A 17,997-nucleotide genomic window follows, 5' to 3' on the forward strand; every position below is an offset into this window, starting at 1 on the left:
TGAGTGTGTTTAACTTCTCACAAGCGAGGCGCAAAAAGGGCGTATCCTTTTTGATCGCAGGTTTTGGATTTTTTATGATTTTTCGCGCTGTCACCCAGTTATTATTTTAGATACGATATCATCTGTTAGTATGCTCCACATTATCTTTTTGATACAAATGTACTTTATTTGCACAACGTACATGCTTTTCTTCATTCTTATACGATTATCTAATCAACAAAAAAACGGCAACCCATCATCCGGGCTACCGTTTATTTTTTTGCTTATTTTACGCTTCTGCTAGCGCTTTGTTGAATTGAGTCATATTCATACCCATAATTTTGTACTCACCGATCAATGTAACTGGAACAGCACGTACACCCATGTTCCAAGCTTCTTCTGCATATTTTTCTTCTAATTCGATATTACGCTCTTCGAACTCGATACCTTTGTCATTCAAAAAACTTTTCACCTGTTTGCAATGCGGGCAGTTAGTACTTGTATAAACGATAGCTTTTTCCATAATAGTGTAACACTCCTTTTATCAAATTAGATTATGTAGATAGCAGAACGTGAAGCTATTCTGCTACCTGTAGACATTATATATGTTAGATCTGTATAAAATACAATTAACCCACAACGACTTCTTGATGTTCCAATGCTTCGATAAATTTCTCACAATCCATCGCTGCCATACAGCCACTACCTGCTGCTGTAATCGCTTGACGGTAACGAGTATCTTGCACATCGCCACAAGCGAATACGCCCGGAATATTAGTCTCTGACGTACCTGGGTTAGATACGATATAACCATTCGCATCCGTTGTGAGTTGATTGTTCAAGAATCCTGTATTGGGATGATGACCAATCGCTACGAATACGCCATGTGCAGGAATGATTTCTTCTTGCCCTGTATTGTTGTTCATCACTTTAAGACCTGTTACACCGCTATCGCCAGCAACCACTTCAAGTGGATTTTGGTTCAAAGCCCATTCGATTTTTTCATTGGAACGAGCACGATCTTGCATGATTTTGGAAGCACGCAATTCTTCGCGACGGTGAACCAGTGTTACTTTAGAAGCAAAACGAGTTAAAAAGCTAGCTTCTTCCAATGCAGAGTCTCCACCACCGACAACTACGATTTCTTTACCGCGGAAAAAGAATCCATCGCAGGTTGCGCAAGTACTTACGCCGCGTCCGATATTATCTTGTTCGTTAGGGATACCTAGATATTTAGCTGTAGCTCCTGTAGAAATAATCAATGTCTCAGTAACCAATTCGCCCATACCTTCTACTTGCAATTTAAAAGGACGATCTCCAAGATCTACACTATTCACCCAACCTGTACGGAATTCTGCACCAAAGCGCTCTGCTTGTTTGCGCATATTGTCCATCAATTCCGGTCCCATGATACCATCAGGAAAGCCCGGGAAATTTTCAACTTCTGTCGTTGTAGTCAACTGACCACCTGGTTGTGGGCCTTCAATAATCAACGGGCTTAGATTTGCACGAGCAAGGTAGATCGCAGCAGTCAGTCCCGCAGGACCTGTTCCAACAATAATTGATTTGTACATATTGCATTCCTCCATATTTAAGATGAGCATGATAATCACACCCAATTGAATGTGTATAGTAATATAAATGTTATAAGCTAATAGATAATAGTTAAAATTAATTGCATACAATTTATAATCATTCTAAACTATTACCAATTATGAGGAAAAGGAGGGCCTATAGTCAAATGAAGTTTTCATGAAGGGATCACTTGGCATACAAATAAAACCTGCTTTCTTCTATAACAGAAGTCCGCAGGTTTGAAGTCTATATCATATAGGATGATCACTTAATCTTTGTCTAAATGATCGTAAATAACGCCCCAGCCATAACCTGCTTCTGGAGAAGTATCTTCTGGCATACCAGGCAAAATCAATCCGCCATCTACACGTAAATTGATGCCTGTAATATAAGAAGCATCGTCAGAAGATAACCATGCGACTGCTTTGCCGATATCCGCAGGTGTACCCATACGACCTAAAGGAATCTTACGTCCTAGTGGTTGCTTGATAGCATCGTACTCTAGTCGATTTACAGTCGCACCCGGACCTACACAATTCACCCGTATACCGTAAGGAGCAAATTCAAGTGCAAATGAAGCCGCTGAGCGTATCAATGCCGCTTTCATGCCACCATAGATGCTGTCGGTAGGATAAGCACGTTCTGCACGGGAAGATGTGATAAAAATAATATTTCCAGCAATTTCTTGATCAATCATTGCTTGGGCTGCATATTTGGAAGCTAGAATAGGTGCGCGATAATTAAGATGGATCGAATGATCTAAATCTCCCATTTCCAGATCCAATAAGGCTGTACCATTGCCTCCACCTGCATTATTAACAAGCAAGTCGATCCTTCCGAAATGTTCTAACGTCTGCTTGATTACCGATTCTGGCTGATCAGGTTGCGTAAGGTCTGTCTGAATAGCAAACGGCTGTGCTCCATAAATATGTGATAATTCTTGAGTCACATTGTCAATATCATCCGATTCTGAATGATATGTAAGCGCAATACGATATCCTTTATGAGCAAGTACTTTGGCGATTCCTCGTCCAAGCCCTATGCCAGCTCCAGTAATCAAAGCTACTTTACGATTTCGATGATGTAGTAAATTATTCATCGTACCCTCCTTCTTCTTATCCCTATCTGCTTCTTCATACATCTGTTAAGAAGAATTAAACATGAACTTAAAGTATGAAGCTTATTGATAACGATAGCAATGATTTAATATTTTGCCACATTCTACAAAAAAAAGAACAGCCTTACGATCAAGGCTATTCTTCAAAAGGAGGATATCGAAAAATAATAATAGCTACACCATTAAGCCTGTACGTCTTGCCAGATTTGGCGCATATATAATGATGCTTGCGGAAGGTCATCTAAAGGTACACCTTCTAGCGAAATATCGATATGAGGTTTGTACTCCTGAAGCAAACGGAAAAATAACGGATAATCCAGTATACCTGTACCTGCTGTACGATAAGGCTTAGTGCCATCCGGTGCAAATGTAAAATCTTTCGCATGGATCAACAACATCCGATGAGCTAACTTTTCAAATGTATCCCGTAAAAAAGCTTCTTGATGATCTACATGTTCCGTTTTCATCATATTACAAGGATCAAACAGCATACCTAGCGCTGTCGTAGGAATATCTTCGATTAACTGTAACATCCGCTCGGTAGAATGAAGCGTATGATCAGCAACCGGTTCGATGGCCATATGTACGCCCCATTTATCAGCTTCTTCGGCTAATTCAGATATTGTTTCTTCCAAAATACGCCAACCCACTTCTGCATACCGTTCCGGTTCTGAAGCTTGATAGGTCGTATATCCACCTGTTTCGGTAGCGACCATACTACATCCGAAGTCACGCGCATATCGCAAATGTTCTTTGAACCGTTCGATGCCATGACGACGTTCACTGAGATCAGGATGAATAGGATCAATATAACAACCCAGTACAGCAATGCGTACATTCTGACGATCAAATTGTTCTGCAATATGATTAGCTAGTCCGGGACTTAATCGACCATTTGATGTATCTATATCCGAGATCGCTTTGGCAAGCGCTAACTGAACAGAAGTGAATCCACCAGCAGACACTTTAGCAGCAAGTTCTGCAAGTGGCAATTGTCCATAGATATGTGCAAGTACGCCTTGTTTCATCATCACACTGCCTTTCTGTTATAGATTCTGTGGTACACATTCATGCTAATCGATACGATTTATCCAAATCGAATTAGCGCGCCATCCATCCGCCATCTACACAGATGACATGTCCATTCAAATAATCAGAAGCTTTGGAAGCTAAAAAGACGACAGGTCCTTGCATATCTTCGGCTGTTCCCCAGCGCCCTGCTGGAATACGATCGGTAATCGCATCAAAGCGAGCAGGATCAGCTACAATCGGTGCTGTATTGTCTGTCAGCATATAACCTGGAGCAATCGCATTGATCTGAATTCCTTTGCTTGCCCATTCATTCGCAAGTGCTTTGGTAATTCCTGCAACCCCATGCTTACTGGCTGTATAACCCGGTACATTGATACCACCTTGATAAGACAACATCGAAGCCACACTAATAATTTTACCGCTTCCTTGTTCGATCATATGACGACCGACCAATTGTGACAGATAAAACACTGTTTCTAGATTAATATCAATCACATCGGCAAAGTCTTTCCACGGATGATCGACTGCTGGAGCACGACGAATAATACCTGCATTGTTGACCAGAATATCAATTTTACCTTTAAATGCTAATGCTTGATGTACTACATCTTCCAATCGGTCATGCTTGCTCAGATCAGCTTCGATATCGATCGCTTCACGTCCTAATGCTTTTACTTTATCGACTGTATCTTGACTGCTTGAATAAGAGACCGAGATAATATCTGCTCCTGCTTGAGCAAGCCCTAATGCCATCCCCTGTCCCAGACCACCGCTTGATCCTGTAACCAAAGCTACTTTGCCTGTCAAATCAAAACTGTTCATCAATATATTCATCCTTTCTACTGTGTAGCGATATCCAATGGAAGATTGGATTGTTTAAAATGTTCTATCTGTTCAGCAGACAATCCACTATCGGTAATAATCATATCGAGCTGTTGGCAGGCAGCAAATGTCCATAATGCAAATTGTCCGAACTTTTGATGATCGACTACTCCATAGACTTGTTGCGCTGTTTCAACCAGTGCCTTTTTGAAAGGAACCAGATCACCCGTATAGATCGATAATCCAAATTCAGGATGAAGCGCTGTCGAAGATACAAATGCTTTGTGAATATTGAGACTGCGTACATACTCTACCGCTTGCGAACTAATCAACATATTACGTGTTCGTTCCCCGCCAGGAACGACCAGACGTACTTGTTCACGCTTGGCAAGTTCACTCAAAATAAACAGGTCATTGGTAACTACAGTTAATGGCACATTAGGCAGTCGCTTGGCGATCTCAAGCGTAGTACTGCCTCCATCGAGTGCAATAATATCGTTAGGCTGTATATAATGAAGCGCCCGCTCGGCGATTTCTACTTTTTCAGACATATGCTTGGTATTGGTTCCTTGACCAGATAAAATGCCATATTGATCATTTTGTGCCAGTACAGCTCCGCCATGTACACGAGTTAACAATCCCATGTCTTCTAACTTGGCTAGATCTTCACGAATCGTTTTGCCTGTAACATTCATCATCTCACTCAATTGACTGACTGTTACTTCTTGATGAGATATTAATATTTCCATAATGCGTTCATGACGCTTCAATGCACTCATAATTCCCCCGTCCCTTCCAGTATGATGCCGGAATGGTTTTGGGTTTATTTTAAATCTTTCATAGCTACTGCGTCCATATCATCGAACGTTTGATTTTCGCCAGCCATTGCCCAACAGAATGTATAATTGCTTGTACCTACGCCACTATGGATCGACCAGCTTGGAGAAATCGCTACCTGTCCATCACGTACAACAAGGTGTTTGGTATTTTGCGGTTCGCCCATAAAGTGGAATACTGTCGCATTTTCATCCAGATTGAAATACAGATAGACTTCAGAACGACGGTTATGCGTATGACAAGGCATTGTATTCCACATGTTACCTGGAGCCAGTTCTGTTATTCCCATCACTAACTGACAGCTTTTAATACCGCCTTGATGAATATATTTGTAAATTGTACGCTCATTTGATGTTTTGATATTACCTAGATGACTTGGTGTTGCATCTTCTTGGGTTGCTTTTACGGTTGGATATTGATGGTGTGCTGGTGTGGATACAAAGTAGAACTTAGCAGGCTCACTGCCACTACCTGAAAACATCACTTCTTTGGTGCCCAATCCGATATACAGACATTCTTTGGCAGCTACTTCATATTCCTGACCATCTGCGGTGACTTTACCGGGAGCTCCAATATTAATAATTCCAATCTCACGACGCTCAAGGAAAAAGTCTGTTCCGATATCTTTAAGATTTACTTCTAATTTGATCTCTTTTGAAGCAGGAACAGCCGAGCCTACAATATAGCGATCTACATGACTGTATACGGTTACAAGTTCATCAGTTTGAAATAAAGATTCGATCAAAAATTCCTCACGTAGACGATCAGTATCAAAAGATTTCACATCATTCGGGTGAGACACATAACGGTTTTCCATTATTATTCATCCTCTCAATAAGTGTAATTTGGATTACTAATGTTCATATAAGTTCATTTTAGTTCATATTGTTCGTTTTGGGAAGTGATTAATCACACTTTTTGGATTTTTTTGCAAATTCGTTGATAGGCGTGTTGCAAGGTTGATGTTATGATCTACATAATGTCAGACTATCTCGTTCATGTATTCTTCATATTGATCTGATATGATAATGCAAGCACTGGGTACGATTAATCTGATTACTTGTAAAGGAGCGTTACGATATGGTACGTATTTTGATAGCTGATGATGATCCTTCCATTTTGGAATTAATTCATATGTATTTGAGTCGTGAAGGATATAGTGTGCATACGGCACGAGATGGTAAAGAAGCATTCGATATGCTTGGAAATGGCAAATGGGATCTGATTATTCTGGATGTGATGATGCCTCATATGGACGGATGGCAACTAACGCAAGATATTCGCCGTTATTATGGAGATGTACCGATTCTTCTAGTGACTGCCAAAGGTGAATCTGAAGACAAAATCAAAGGATTCCGCTTGGGTACAGATGATTATTTAGCGAAGCCTTTTGTAGCTGAAGAAATGGTTATGCGCGTCAAAGCTTTATTGCGACGTTATCGCATTTTTTCAGGCGAATCTCTTTCGATTGGTAATGTCAGACTGGATGCTTCGACCAAAGAAGCAGATACAAATGGTAGCCTACAAGCTTTGCCTGCCAAAGAATTTGATCTGTTATATACTCTTGCTGGATTCCCGGGACAGATTTTTACACGCGATCAATTGATCGAAAAAATCTGGGGGCATGATTATGATGGTGATGAGCGTACAGTCGATGTGCATATTAAGCGTCTACGCGATCGTTTTACAGAAGAAAATGGATTTACGATTCAGACAATTCGGGGCATCGGTTACCGGATTGAGGTGAAATAAGGTTGAAAAATATTTATAGTCAGCTGGTACTTACGTTTATTGCAGTTGTAGTAGCCAGCTTTGTCATTACTTTACTGATGTCTGATTGGGTATTTCAACGACAACAGGTTAACTTTGTAGAAGATCGTATTTTGGCAGATGCCAAGTCTATGGCTGAGATTCAATCTTCTATTCCCAAAAATATGATTCAGAAATATCTAGATAGTCAGGGCGGACAGATGCAGATTGTAGTGATCGGCGCAGATGGTACGACGTATCGTTCTATTGGTGAGGGACCGGGAGGGCCTCCGGGACTTTCCCCTCCACCTGTACCTCCGACACCGCCTGCTTCTACAACAAGCACCTCAACAGATACAAAAAATAAAGCAAAACCAACACCTCCTGATCCTTTGAATCAATGGAATATCCCAGAGACTGTGAAAGAAGAAGTATTAAATGGACAGGTCTATCACCCTACAGCTATACCGACTACCAATAACACTGTCCCTAGTTTTGATTTTTCATTTTTTAATTCAAAAGATAAAAAAGAACCTCGTTATGTCGGTGTACCGTTTGAACGTAATGGTCAAAAATATGCTCTTTTTGCTCGTCCTGCACCCGGTCATTTTGTGAATCAATTTAATAGTTGGATGTTTTTAGTCTTGTCGGTTATGTTAGTGATTGGGGTTGTGCTGTTTTTATTTGCGGCTCGCTTAATTGCCAAGCCGATTGCCAAATTATCAGAAGCGACCCGACGTGTAGCCAAAGGCGATTATCAAGTTCGTGTGAATCTACGACGTAACGATGAGATTGGTGAATTAAGCCGTAACTTTAATCGAATGATTGGCGAATTATCTAAGATCGAAGCGATGCGTCAAGAATTTGTATCCAATGTATCGCATGAGATTCAGACTCCTCTGACTTCTATTCGTGGATTTGCAGGAGCTTTGCGAGATAGTGCTTCTCCTGAGCAGGTCAGACATTTGACGATTATTGAACAGGAAAGTGAACGATTATCCAAGCTTAGTAGCAATCTGTTAAAACTAGCTTCACTCGATGTTGTTAAACTTCATACTGTTCCTTTCCGTCTGGATGAACAGATCCGAATGTCTGTCGCTTCTTGTGTCCCTCTTTGGATGGAAAAAAATATCGATCTATCTGCTGATCTCGACAAAATTACATTTGACGGAGATGAAGATTTACTCAGTCAGGTATGGATTAACTTATTATCCAATGCGATCAAGTTCACTCCGGAACAAGGGAATATTTATATTACGCTTACACATGATCAGCAATGGATTATAGCATCGGTGCAAGATACCGGTTGCGGAATAGCACCTGATCATTTAGAACATATTTTTGATCGCTTTTATAAAGTCGATACGTCACGTACATCAGTCACCGGTGGTAATGGATTAGGGTTGTCGATTGTGCAGAAGATTATTGGATTGCATGGTGGACGAATAGAAGGATCTAGTGGGGATGGACAAGGAACCAAAATGACTGTTTTTTTACCGTTAACTGTTGAACAACCCAAAGGATCTTAACTTTTTTAAATCAGAGCTAGGTGTTGACCCATTTTACAATATCAATATATTCTTTTCAGGTTCTATTCATCTTGTATCAATAAGCGAGAAATTCCTTGTATGTTAAGGGTTTCTCGTTTTTTTATATGTATTTATAGCAATCTTTAACCGCCTTTAAGGCAACGTTCATTTTTTGTTCATAAACCCTTGTTATATTTTTTACATAAAGTTATACGACGTGATCAACAAAGGAGGATATATACAAGTGAAAGAATCCCGCATTCGAAGGATAGATCCGATTTTAGCTATACTGGCGCTTATCACCGCGGGTCTTTCGCTATATAACATTAATCAATCAGGTGATCTGAACAGTTACTATACTGCTGCTATTACAAGCATGGTACAGAGCTGGCATAATTTCTTTTTCAATGCTTATGATCCTGGTGGTTTTATTACGATTGATAAGCCACCGGTTGCTTTCTGGCTTCAAGCGATCAGCGCCAAACTATTTGGAATTCATAGTTGGAGTCTAGCATTACCATCTGCACTTGGATTAGCTGGCTCTGTTATTTTACTGTATCTCATAATTAAGCCTCACTTTGGAATCACCGCCGCACGTATCGCCGGGCTGATTATGGCGTTAACGCCAATCGCTGTAGCTGTTAGTCGCACGAATAATGCAGATAGCACACTAGTTTTCTTTTTAATGCTAGCGACTTATCTATTGTTCAAAAGTGTACGCAGTGGCAAACTACTTACCCTTTGTATCGCATTCGGACTAGTTGGAGTAGGATTTAATACCAAAATGCTACAAGCATTTATGGTACTCCCTGCGTTCTACCTTCTCTACTGGTTAGCTCGTAAAGGACAATGGAAACAAAAAATACTTCATTTGTTAACTGCTAGTGTATTGATGGGAATGATTTCTCTATCATGGGCAGTCATTGTTGACCTTACACCTGCGGATCAACGTCCCTTTGTAGGAAGTAGTGGAACATCCAACTCTGTACTGGAACTTGCGCTTGGCTACAACGGAATCAGTCGTCTTACAGGTGATTCTAGTGGTGGCGGCAGTGGTGGAATGGGTACCATGCCATCTGGTACACCTGATGGTCGTAGCAATAATAGTGCAACATCAAGCTCTATCAGTTCAAGTAGCACACCAACAACAGCTAACACTTCAACAGATACATCCAATGCAAAAATATCGGCAATATCGGATCAGCCTACAACTACTACAGTTAGTGCAGATCATTCTACCGCTTCTGTTCAGAATACTAACGGAAATGCTCCACCACAAGGCGGATTTGGTGGGGGTAATGATGGTGGACGATCTGGCAGTGGTGGAATGGGTGGTTCTGGCGGTGGTAGTAATGACGCTGGTGATGCTGGATGGCTTCGATTATTTAGTACAGCCAATGCAGGGCAAATCGCATGGTTCCTTCCTTTAGCCTTATTGAGTGCTCTGATATTATGGTTGCAACGCCGGGAACAACGACATATCGTGCTGTTCTGGGTAGCATGGCTTGCACCGATGATTATCTTTTTCAGTATTGCAGGGCATATTCATCGTTATTACTTTATTATGATGGCTCCTGCGATTGCCGCTCTCACAGGTGCAGCGCTCGCTTATTTATGGCAAAATATACACAAGCGTTGGTTGACGGTATTTATGCTCATAGGGATCGCAACTGGGTTATATATTACAATTTCATTAGATCAAATGATTCTTGGTATTGTAGCAGCTCTGATCGGACTGGTGTCTATAGGGATTGCCCTTCGTTCACGTCAATCGATGAACAGAATCTCACTCACTCTGGCTCTTGTCGCTTTACTTGTTGCACCTGCCTACTGGTCGATGACACCAGCAATCTATGGAGGCAATTCTACACAACCTTCTGCCGGACCGGAATTAGCAACCTCTAGCGGACGCAGTAACAGCTCTACTATTGATTCTGGTTTGATCACTTATTTGCAACAACATAATACTGGTGAGAAATATCTGGTAGCCACTACTTCTTCACAGACAGCTACACCGATCATTTTAGCTACCGGCTCTCCTGTAATAGCATGGGGCGGATTCAAAGGCTCTGATACTGCCCTGACAACGACTCAACTCGAAGCGCTAGTCACCAATGGCGAACTTAAATATGTGATTCTTGGTGGCGGTATGGGTAGTGGGAGCTCAGATTTGACGTCATGGGTACAAGCACATGGCACTGAAATTGCACAAAGTGAATGGAGTGCTAACTCTACTACATCAACCGATACGACTTCTCAACGTTCTCAACGCGGTGGCGGTGGCAGAAGTTCTCAACTGACTTTATATGAATTAAATCAATCGTAACCCCACTGTTGTGATGACATAAAGATGTATTTATAAGGAGGAAAACCTATGCGATATTCAATCGTTGTACCTGTATATAATGAGGAAGCTGTTGTAATGGAATGTTACCGTCGCCTGACTGAAGTGATGCAACAAACAAATGAACCTTATGAATTAATTTTTGTAAACGATGGAAGTCGTGATCAAACGGCTTCTATTGTGAATCAGCTTTGTGCTCAAGATACATCTGTGAAATGGATCGACTTTTCCCGTAACTTTGGTCATCAGATTGCGATTACTGCGGGTATGGATCATGCTCAAGGTGAAGCGATCGTTGTTATTGATGCTGATCTTCAAGATCCACCAGAATTGATTTTGCAAATGATCGGAAAATGGAAAGAAGGCTACGATGTCGTCTATGCTACCCGGGCAGAACGTAAAGGTGAAACAGGCTTTAAAAAATGGTCTGCTTCGATGTTCTATCGCACACTGAACAAATTAAGTGATATTGATATCCCGATGGATACAGGTGATTTTCGCTTAATCGATCGCAAAGTATGTGAAGCGATGAAAACATTAAAAGAAAATAATCGATTTGTTCGTGGTCTGGTGAGCTGGGTAGGCTTCCGTCAGACATCTATCAGTTATGTACGTGAAGAACGCTTTGCAGGTGAGACCAAATATCCTCTTAAAAAAATGATCCGCTTTGCATCAGATGCACTGGTCGCTTTTTCGCTCAAGCCTTTAAAATTAGCCAGTATTCTAGGGAGTGTGGTATCGTTATTCAGTTTCTTTTATCTGATCTTTGTACTGGCTCAGAAGTTACTGCATTTTTCAACCACACCAGGGTGGGCTTCTATCGTAGCGACGATCTTATTTTTAAATGGGATTACGTTAGTCATTCTTGGTCTTATCGGTGAATATATTGGCCGGATCTATGATGAAGTGAAGCAACGTCCTCTTTATCTGATACAGCAAACTAGAAATTTTGCTCAAGAACAACCACTTCCTGTGCATGAACAATTGCAAGAACAACGTCGTATGATGAGCGAACAACGTCATGCTGGTTTCTAAATTATTTGCGAATCAAGCGATTCGATTTGCTACAGTTGGTGTCTCCAATACTGTTATCGACTTTGTTGTTTTTATGCTACTACAGAGCTTTACAGGCGTTGTAGCCGCTCAGTTTATCGGCTATGGCGCTGGAACATTGAACAGTTATCTCTGGAATCGTCGTTGGACGTTTGCACGTGGTAAAGGCTTTGACTTTTCAGAAATACTCCGTTTTTTACTGGTAAATATAACAGTTGCTATTATTACAGCTATTGCAATCAGCTTGGTTCCTGCGAGTATTCCGGTCTGGATTGCCAAAATAGCAGTAACTATTTTGGGATTAGGAATCAACTATACGGTCAGTAAATTATGGGTATTCCGTTAATCAAACGTCTGCATAACAGATATAACGTACCTGTATGATAACAATACAGATTCAGGAGGAATTCCGATGAAAGTTCGTAAAGCGATTATACCTGCTGCTGGGCTTGGCACACGTCTGTTGCCTGCTACCAAAGCACAACCAAAAGAAATGTTACCTATCGTTGATAAACCAGCGATTCAATATATTATTGAAGAAGCCGTTGCTAGTGGGATCGAATCTATCCTTATTGTTACCGGACGTGGCAAACGCTCGATTGAAGATCATTTTGACCATTCGATTGAGCTTGAACTTGATTTAGCTTCCAAAGGGAAACATGCTTTATTAGAACAGGTGAATCGTATTTCGGAACTGGCAGATATTCATTATATTCGTCAAAAGAAACCTTTAGGTCTAGGACATGCCATTTTTTGCGCCAAGCAGTTTGTTGGAAATGAACCTTTTGCGGTACTACTGGGTGATGATCTTATCGTTAATGAAGTACCCGGATTACAGCAATTATTGAATCAAAATGTATATCCTTCTACAGCGATTGTAGGTGTACAACATGTGCCTTATGAACATACGAATAAATACGGGATTGTCGCTCCATCGGTTATACCCAACACTCCTTATTCGATTATTCCTGTTAGCGATATTGTAGAAAAGCCGGCTATCGAAGATGCTCCATCTGATCTAGCAGTGATAGGACGGTACGTATTGCCTCCTGAAATCTTTGATTATTTGGAAGATACATTACCTGGCAAAGGTGGCGAAATTCAATTAACCGATGCGATCTCACGCTTACCTCATATCGCAGCGTTAGAGATTCAAGGTAATCGTTATGATATCGGTGATCCGCTTGGTTATGTCAAAGCAACAATTGATTTTGCTCTTCAGCGTCCTGAACTTCGTGATGAAGTTCAAACGTATTTGGATCAGTTACAATATCGTGTTACTTCTTTTATCCCTCAATTAGGGTAATGTTCTCAAGTAGCTATACATTATGATGATCACTTTGTATCGGCTATACATTATGTATCACATCTATAAAAGAGTCTTGCTTTGCTGTTTGTCACAGCGGAACAAGACTCTTTTTGCTATACTGCTGTTGTTATCTATTACAGTATTACATCATCGACTATGATAATGCACTGTATTTGCTGTTGTCCTTTAAATTAGATATTAATTAGGCTTACCTGGATTACATAATCTAATCATCCCTATCAAACGCTATAGCAAAAAAAGCTCTTTTACTTTCACCACTACAGCATAACAATCTGTAGTAGATCCAGCAAAAGAGCTTTTAAAGTCTATCTCGTATCTTGCACTTATGAGTTCTTATCTAGTGGATTAGTATCCTACGCCGTTGTAAGCCATGATCCATACAGAACCAGATACAACAACCAATACAATCGCTAGACCAAAAATCAAAGCCATTACGTTCCAACGCGGTTGGTTACCTGTACGATCGCGTACATGCATAAAGAAGAATAGCTGTACAACGAACTGCAATACCGCAGTGATCATAATGATTAGAATCGTTGCTGTTGCTTGGAACATATGGTTCATAACAACAACTAACGGAATAATCGTTAAGATAATCGAAAGGATAAAACCAATGATATAAGATTTAAGCGAGCCATGAGCATGATCTTCACCATGTGCATGTGAATCTGTTGAATGCTGCGCCATATTACATCACCCCCAACAAGTAGACGACGGATAGCAAGAAGATCCATACCGCGTCCAAAAAGTGCCAGTACAAGCTGATGACGTTAATTTTACCGCGTGTTACGTCAGTGATACCACGACGAGACAATTGGATAATCAATAACAACATCCAGACTAGACCAACCGAGACGTGAAGTCCGTGAGTTCCGACAAGTGTGAAGAATGCACTTAGGAATGCACTTGCAGAGATTCCGTGTCCTTCTCCAATCAATTTCACAAACTCCGTTACTTCAAGCCCGATAAATGCTGCACCTAGAATAAAAGTAACGATCAACCAAGAAATAAGTTGTTTTACATTTCCTTTGTTCATAGCAAGTACAGCAAGTCCGCTTGTAAAACTACTTGTTAACAAGATAAATGTCTCAGCGATAACGCCAGGCATTTCGAATATTTCTGCACCACCGGGACCACCGGCAGTGTTTTTATGAAGAACCACATATGTTGCAAATAAAGTACCGAACAAGATAACGTCGGTAATTAGGAAGATCCAGAAACCAAGAAGTTTCATTTCTTGCGGATCGTGATGCCCGTGGTCATGACTATGATCATGGTCGTGACCATGCTGTGATACAGCTTGTGCCATTAGACCGTCCCCCTTATCGATGCTTCCGTCTTCTCAATTTCTTCAACTGGAATGTAATAGTCGGTATCGTATTGGAAAGAGCGAGCAATCATACAACCTGCTACACCAATCAGACCAAGAACCGCCATCCATGTCCATAAGAAGACAAAGCCGAATCCGGCAATAAAGAAGAATGTTGACATTATAATTGGAATTGCAGAGTTTTTCGGCATATGAATTGGAGCATATACAGGTTTTGGCGGATTTTTCGGAAGCTTACCAGCCGCACGACGCTGTTTCTCAACCCATAGCGGATCTCTACTATCCACAACTGGAACCACTGCAAAGTTATACTCTGGTGCAGGAGAAGGAATACTCCATTCCAAAGTATGAGCGTCCCAGATATCGCCAGTCGTATCGACTTCACGATTTTTGATACTATAAGCAATTTGAAGAACTTGGAACAAGAACGCTACACCCATCAAGTATGCACCCATTGTGGATACAACGTTTAATGGACCCCAGCCAGTGTCCCAATCAAATGTACTGATACGACGAGTCATACCCATTAGACCAAGCAGGTATTGAGGCATGAAACATACATAGAAACCAATGTTCCAGAACCAGAATGCCCATCTACCTAATGTTTCGTTCAGTTTGAAACCGAACATTTTTGGCCACCAGTAGTACATACCAGCGAAATAACCGAATACTACACCACCGATAAGAACTTGGTGGAAGTGAGCAATTAGGAAGTAACTGTTATGATACTGGAAGTCAGCAGGAGCAACAGACAATAGAACCCCTGTCATACCACCGATAATAAAACATGGGATAAATCCGATCGTCCAGAGCATCGGCAGATCGAAGCGAATTCGACCACGATACATCGTAAACAACCAGTTAAAGATTTTAACCCCTGTAGGAATTGCAATCAGCATCGTTGATAATGCGAAGAACGCATTAACATCTGCGCCAGAACCCATCGTGAAGAAGTGATGCGCCCAGGTAAAGAACGATACGAATGCAATAATCAACATGGCGAATACCATGGATGTGTAACCAAATAGCTTTTTACGTGAGAATACGCTGACGATTTCGGAGAAAATACCGAACGCCGGTAATATAACAATGTATACCTCAGGGTGACCCCACATCCAGATCAAGTTGATATACATCATCGGGTTACCGCCACCATCGAGTGTAAAGAAGTGAGCTCCCGCAAACCTATCGATAAACAATAGTGCTAGTGTAACTGTCAAAATTGGGAAAGCGAAAATGATAATGATACATGTTGCGAATACAGACCATGTAAACATAGGCATTTTCATAAATGTCATGCCTGGTGCACGCATTTTGATAATCGTTACCAAGAAGTTAATACCCGTTGCAAGTGAACCAATACCTGAGATCTGAATACCCCAGATGTAGAAGTTCTGTCCAGGTCCTGGATTAAATTGGAGTTCTGATAGTGGTGGATAACTCAACCATCCTGCATCCGGTGAACCACCGATAACGAAAGATAAGTTAAATAGCATCGCACCCAAGAAGAACAACCAGAAACTTAATGCGTTCAAGAATGGATAAGCTACATCGCGTGCTCCCAATTGAAGAGGAACAACGATATTAAAGAGTCCGAACATAAATGGCATCGCCATAAACAGGATCATAACTACGCCATGCGTCGTAAATACCTGATTATAATGTTCAGGATGTAAAAATTCGAGATTTGGGAATGCGAGTTGAGTACGCATCATAATGGCATCCACGCCGCCACGGAACAACATCAAAATCGAAGCAAGAATATACATGATACCGATTTTTTTGTGGTCAACTGTTGTTAAATAATTACGCCACAACCAGCCCCATTTTTTGAAATAGGTGAGTCCCACAACGATAGCAATCATCGCAAGTCCGATAGATACATCTGCACCGTAAATTAGTGGGTCGCCGGTGACGAAAAAGTCAGATGCAAAATCTTTAATTTTCTCGAGCATCGGGGAGCTCCTTTCCCTGTCTTTTATGTCACACGCTACGGTACAACTAACTTCAAATAAATCTGAACTTAATTGCTAGTATTCGTGTCTGTGCTTTCTTGATCATTCATTTCCATGCCATCGTGATCGCCTGTTCCCATATCACTTTGTCCTTCTTCACTTTGTTTCTCATCAATCTGAGTAGAAGGAGTGGTGTGAGTAGCACGATCTTTACCGCCTGCTAAACCGCCTGGCAAGTATTTGGTAACAAGTTGTTGGAATAGACCTTCCGGGAATGCAGAAAACGTTTGTTTGTCAGCAGTTCCAGGAACCGTTAGCGACTGGTATGTTTCCATACTCATAGGTTTAGACTCGGTTTTAACTTTGTTGACCCAAGTCTGATATTGCTCGTCAGATACAGCATTCACATCGAATCTCATTTGGGAAAAATGCTCACCACTGAAGTTAGCACCTGATCCAAAGAATGTTCCCTGATGATCAGCTTGTAGATACAATGTCATAGCCATACCCGACATCGTATAAATTTGTCCACCAAGTTCTGGCACCCAGAAAGAGTTCATCGGAGCATCAGAAGTCAGTTCAAATCGTACAGGTGTATCTTCTGGAATCGTAATAGAGTTCACAGAAGCAATACCTTCGCCCGGGTACATAAATAACCATTTCCAGTCCATAGAAGCAACTTGGATTGTAATAGGTTCCTTCTGTGATTGAATCGCTACAGAAGGCTCTAATGCATAAGTGTAACGCACAGTTACAATACCAAGTACAGCAATAACGATGATTGGAATCCCCCACCAGATGGTTTCAAGCTTGGTGCTGTGGTTGAAATCCGGATCATATTTTGCTTTTCTACCTGGTTTGTCACGGTATCTCCACACTATAACAAAAGTGAGTATTGTTACCGGAACAATAACAATGGCAGTTAGAATCGTGGAAATCACGATTAGATCTCTTTGTCCTGCGGCAATAGGTCCTTTCGGATCGAGAACAAAGTAATTGTGGCTACCTGCATAAAGTGCCCATACCGTCAAAGCGAGTGACAGAACCGACACAATAATCATAACCCACATCATAAGACGAGAACCCGGTTTTTTGTTCATCTTAATCCCCTTTCTCACATAACGTTTAAGACGTTCATAATATTGAAACCACACATTTCTATGTTAACACTAAGTGTGCTATTTGCGTATCCATAGAAGGTGTAAATTCCACATTTTTTTGACTTGTTAACAAATCTGTCAATTTATTAACAGGTTATCGTGAATCTTTTCACATTATTTATATATTATCATATTGTGATTCCGTAAAAAAGCCCCTTTAAGAATTAATTCTTAAAGGAGCATGT

17 protein-coding genes are annotated in these 17,997 nt (G+C 41.0%); 6 read left to right on the plus strand and 11 right to left on the minus strand.

Features of this window, described 5'->3' with window-relative positions; translation table 11 throughout:
• Positions 1–268 precede the first annotated feature (268 nt).
• The 7 genes from QE450_RS15820 to kduI form a co-directional block, all read right to left on the minus strand.
• Positions 269–502: a glutaredoxin family protein gene (locus tag QE450_RS15820; RefSeq protein WP_069325635.1), complete on the minus strand. Its 234-nt coding sequence runs from the start codon at positions 500–502 to the stop codon at positions 269–271.
• Between the two features lie 106 nt (positions 503–608).
• Positions 609–1,553 (minus strand): thioredoxin-disulfide reductase, encoded by a 945-nt coding sequence (gene trxB / locus QE450_RS15825; RefSeq protein ID WP_307300478.1) that lies wholly within the window; start codon positions 1,551–1,553, stop codon positions 609–611.
• Positions 1,554–1,822: 269 nt separating this feature from the next.
• Positions 1,823–2,653 carry an SDR family NAD(P)-dependent oxidoreductase gene (locus QE450_RS15830; protein ID WP_273613601.1) on the minus strand — a complete coding sequence of 277 codons (831 nt, stop codon included), beginning with the start codon at positions 2,651–2,653 and terminating at the stop codon, positions 1,823–1,825.
• Positions 2,654–2,853: 200 nt separating this feature from the next.
• Positions 2,854–3,702 carry a sugar phosphate isomerase/epimerase family protein gene (locus QE450_RS15835; RefSeq protein WP_307300481.1) on the minus strand — a complete coding sequence of 283 codons (849 nt, stop codon included), beginning with the start codon at positions 3,700–3,702 and terminating at the stop codon, positions 2,854–2,856.
• 70 nt (positions 3,703–3,772) lie between these two features.
• Positions 3,773–4,525 (minus strand): 2-dehydro-3-deoxy-D-gluconate 5-dehydrogenase KduD, encoded by a 753-nt coding sequence (gene kduD, locus QE450_RS15840; protein WP_274171871.1) that lies wholly within the window; start codon positions 4,523–4,525, stop codon positions 3,773–3,775.
• Between the two features lie 17 nt (positions 4,526–4,542).
• Positions 4,543–5,304: a DeoR/GlpR family DNA-binding transcription regulator gene (locus tag QE450_RS15845; protein ID WP_301263692.1), complete on the minus strand. Its 762-nt coding sequence runs from the start codon at positions 5,302–5,304 to the stop codon at positions 4,543–4,545.
• Between the two features lie 44 nt (positions 5,305–5,348).
• The gene (gene kduI, locus QE450_RS15850) at positions 5,349–6,179 is read right to left on the minus strand and encodes a 5-dehydro-4-deoxy-D-glucuronate isomerase (protein ID WP_307300484.1); all 831 of its coding nucleotides are present in this window, start codon (positions 6,177–6,179) and stop codon (positions 5,349–5,351) included.
• 263 nt (positions 6,180–6,442) lie between these two features.
• On the opposite strand from kduI, the gene QE450_RS15855 reads away from it, so the two are divergent.
• The 6 genes from QE450_RS15855 to galU all read left to right on the plus strand — a co-directional run bounded on the left by QE450_RS15855 (position 6,443) and on the right by galU (position 13,343).
• Complete coding sequence (locus QE450_RS15855) at positions 6,443–7,114, plus strand: response regulator transcription factor (RefSeq protein ID WP_273613605.1); 672 nt, start codon at positions 6,443–6,445, stop codon at positions 7,112–7,114.
• Positions 7,115–7,116: 2 nt separating this feature from the next.
• The gene (locus QE450_RS15860; RefSeq protein WP_273613606.1) at positions 7,117–8,640 is read left to right on the plus strand and encodes a sensor histidine kinase; all 1,524 of its coding nucleotides are present in this window, start codon (positions 7,117–7,119) and stop codon (positions 8,638–8,640) included.
• A gap of 244 nt (positions 8,641–8,884) precedes the next feature.
• Positions 8,885–10,966 carry an ArnT family glycosyltransferase gene (locus QE450_RS15865; RefSeq protein WP_307300488.1) on the plus strand — a complete coding sequence of 694 codons (2,082 nt, stop codon included), beginning with the start codon at positions 8,885–8,887 and terminating at the stop codon, positions 10,964–10,966.
• Positions 10,967–11,014: 48 nt separating this feature from the next.
• The gene (locus QE450_RS15870) at positions 11,015–12,019 is read left to right on the plus strand and encodes a glycosyltransferase family 2 protein (protein WP_307300491.1); all 1,005 of its coding nucleotides are present in this window, start codon (positions 11,015–11,017) and stop codon (positions 12,017–12,019) included.
• A complete protein-coding gene (locus tag QE450_RS15875; RefSeq protein WP_307300493.1) occupies positions 12,006–12,383 on the plus strand; it encodes a GtrA family protein in 378 nt (125 codons plus the stop codon). The genes QE450_RS15870 and QE450_RS15875 overlap by 14 nt, the downstream gene beginning before the upstream one ends.
• Before the next feature lie 66 nt (positions 12,384–12,449).
• Positions 12,450–13,343 carry a UTP--glucose-1-phosphate uridylyltransferase GalU gene (gene galU / locus QE450_RS15880; RefSeq protein ID WP_307300495.1) on the plus strand — a complete coding sequence of 298 codons (894 nt, stop codon included), beginning with the start codon at positions 12,450–12,452 and terminating at the stop codon, positions 13,341–13,343.
• A 369-nt stretch (positions 13,344–13,712) separates the two neighbouring features.
• Here the strand turns inward: galU and cyoD are convergent, their stop codons facing one another.
• The 4 genes from cyoD to qoxA form a co-directional block, all read right to left on the minus strand.
• Positions 13,713–14,054, minus strand: a complete 342-nt coding sequence (gene cyoD / locus QE450_RS15885; RefSeq protein WP_069325649.1) for a cytochrome o ubiquinol oxidase subunit IV — start codon at positions 14,052–14,054, stop codon at positions 13,713–13,715.
• A 1-nt stretch (position 14,055) separates the two neighbouring features.
• Complete coding sequence (gene cyoC / locus QE450_RS15890; protein WP_273613611.1) at positions 14,056–14,676, minus strand: cytochrome o ubiquinol oxidase subunit III; 621 nt, start codon at positions 14,674–14,676, stop codon at positions 14,056–14,058.
• On the minus strand, positions 14,676–16,652 hold the full coding sequence (locus tag QE450_RS15895) for a cbb3-type cytochrome c oxidase subunit I (RefSeq protein ID WP_273613612.1): 1,977 nt from the start codon (positions 16,650–16,652) through the stop codon (positions 14,676–14,678). The genes cyoC and QE450_RS15895 overlap by 1 nt, the downstream gene beginning before the upstream one ends.
• Before the next feature lie 68 nt (positions 16,653–16,720).
• Positions 16,721–17,752 (minus strand): cytochrome aa3 quinol oxidase subunit II, encoded by a 1,032-nt coding sequence (gene qoxA / locus QE450_RS15900; RefSeq protein ID WP_273613613.1) that lies wholly within the window; start codon positions 17,750–17,752, stop codon positions 16,721–16,723.
• Between the last annotated feature and the right edge of the window lie 245 nt (positions 17,753–17,997).

This window comes from Paenibacillus sp. SORGH_AS_0306, assembly GCF_030819345.1.
In the GTDB taxonomy this organism is placed as follows: domain Bacteria; phylum Bacillota; class Bacilli; order Paenibacillales; family Paenibacillaceae; genus Saccharibacillus; species Saccharibacillus kyungheensis.

Coding starts and splice junctions, on each gene's coding strand:
- QE450_RS15830 (WP_273613601.1), bottom strand. CDS start 2,653: ATGAATAATTTACTACATCATCGAAATCGTAAAGTAGCTTTGATTACT.
- kduD (WP_274171871.1), bottom strand. CDS start 4,525: ATGAACAGTTTTGATTTGACAGGCAAAGTAGCTTTGGTTACAGGATCA.
- trxB (WP_307300478.1), bottom strand. CDS start 1,553: ATGTACAAATCAATTATTGTTGGAACAGGTCCTGCGGGACTGACTGCT.
- cyoC (WP_273613611.1), bottom strand. CDS start 14,676: ATGGCACAAGCTGTATCACAGCATGGTCACGACCATGATCATAGTCAT.
- galU (WP_307300495.1), top strand. CDS start 12,450: ATGAAAGTTCGTAAAGCGATTATACCTGCTGCTGGGCTTGGCACACGT.
- QE450_RS15855 (WP_273613605.1), top strand. CDS start 6,443: ATGGTACGTATTTTGATAGCTGATGATGATCCTTCCATTTTGGAATTA.
- QE450_RS15820 (WP_069325635.1), bottom strand. CDS start 502: ATGGAAAAAGCTATCGTTTATACAAGTACTAACTGCCCGCATTGCAAA.
- QE450_RS15875 (WP_307300493.1), top strand. CDS start 12,006: ATGCTGGTTTCTAAATTATTTGCGAATCAAGCGATTCGATTTGCTACA.
- kduI (WP_307300484.1), bottom strand. CDS start 6,179: ATGGAAAACCGTTATGTGTCTCACCCGAATGATGTGAAATCTTTTGAT.
- QE450_RS15895 (WP_273613612.1), bottom strand. CDS start 16,652: ATGCTCGAGAAAATTAAAGATTTTGCATCTGACTTTTTCGTCACCGGC.
- QE450_RS15870 (WP_307300491.1), top strand. CDS start 11,015: ATGCGATATTCAATCGTTGTACCTGTATATAATGAGGAAGCTGTTGTA.
- QE450_RS15845 (WP_301263692.1), bottom strand. CDS start 5,304: ATGAGTGCATTGAAGCGTCATGAACGCATTATGGAAATATTAATATCT.
- cyoD (WP_069325649.1), bottom strand. CDS start 14,054: ATGGCGCAGCATTCAACAGATTCACATGCACATGGTGAAGATCATGCT.
- qoxA (WP_273613613.1), bottom strand. CDS start 17,752: ATGAACAAAAAACCGGGTTCTCGTCTTATGATGTGGGTTATGATTATT.
- QE450_RS15835 (WP_307300481.1), bottom strand. CDS start 3,702: ATGATGAAACAAGGCGTACTTGCACATATCTATGGACAATTGCCACTT.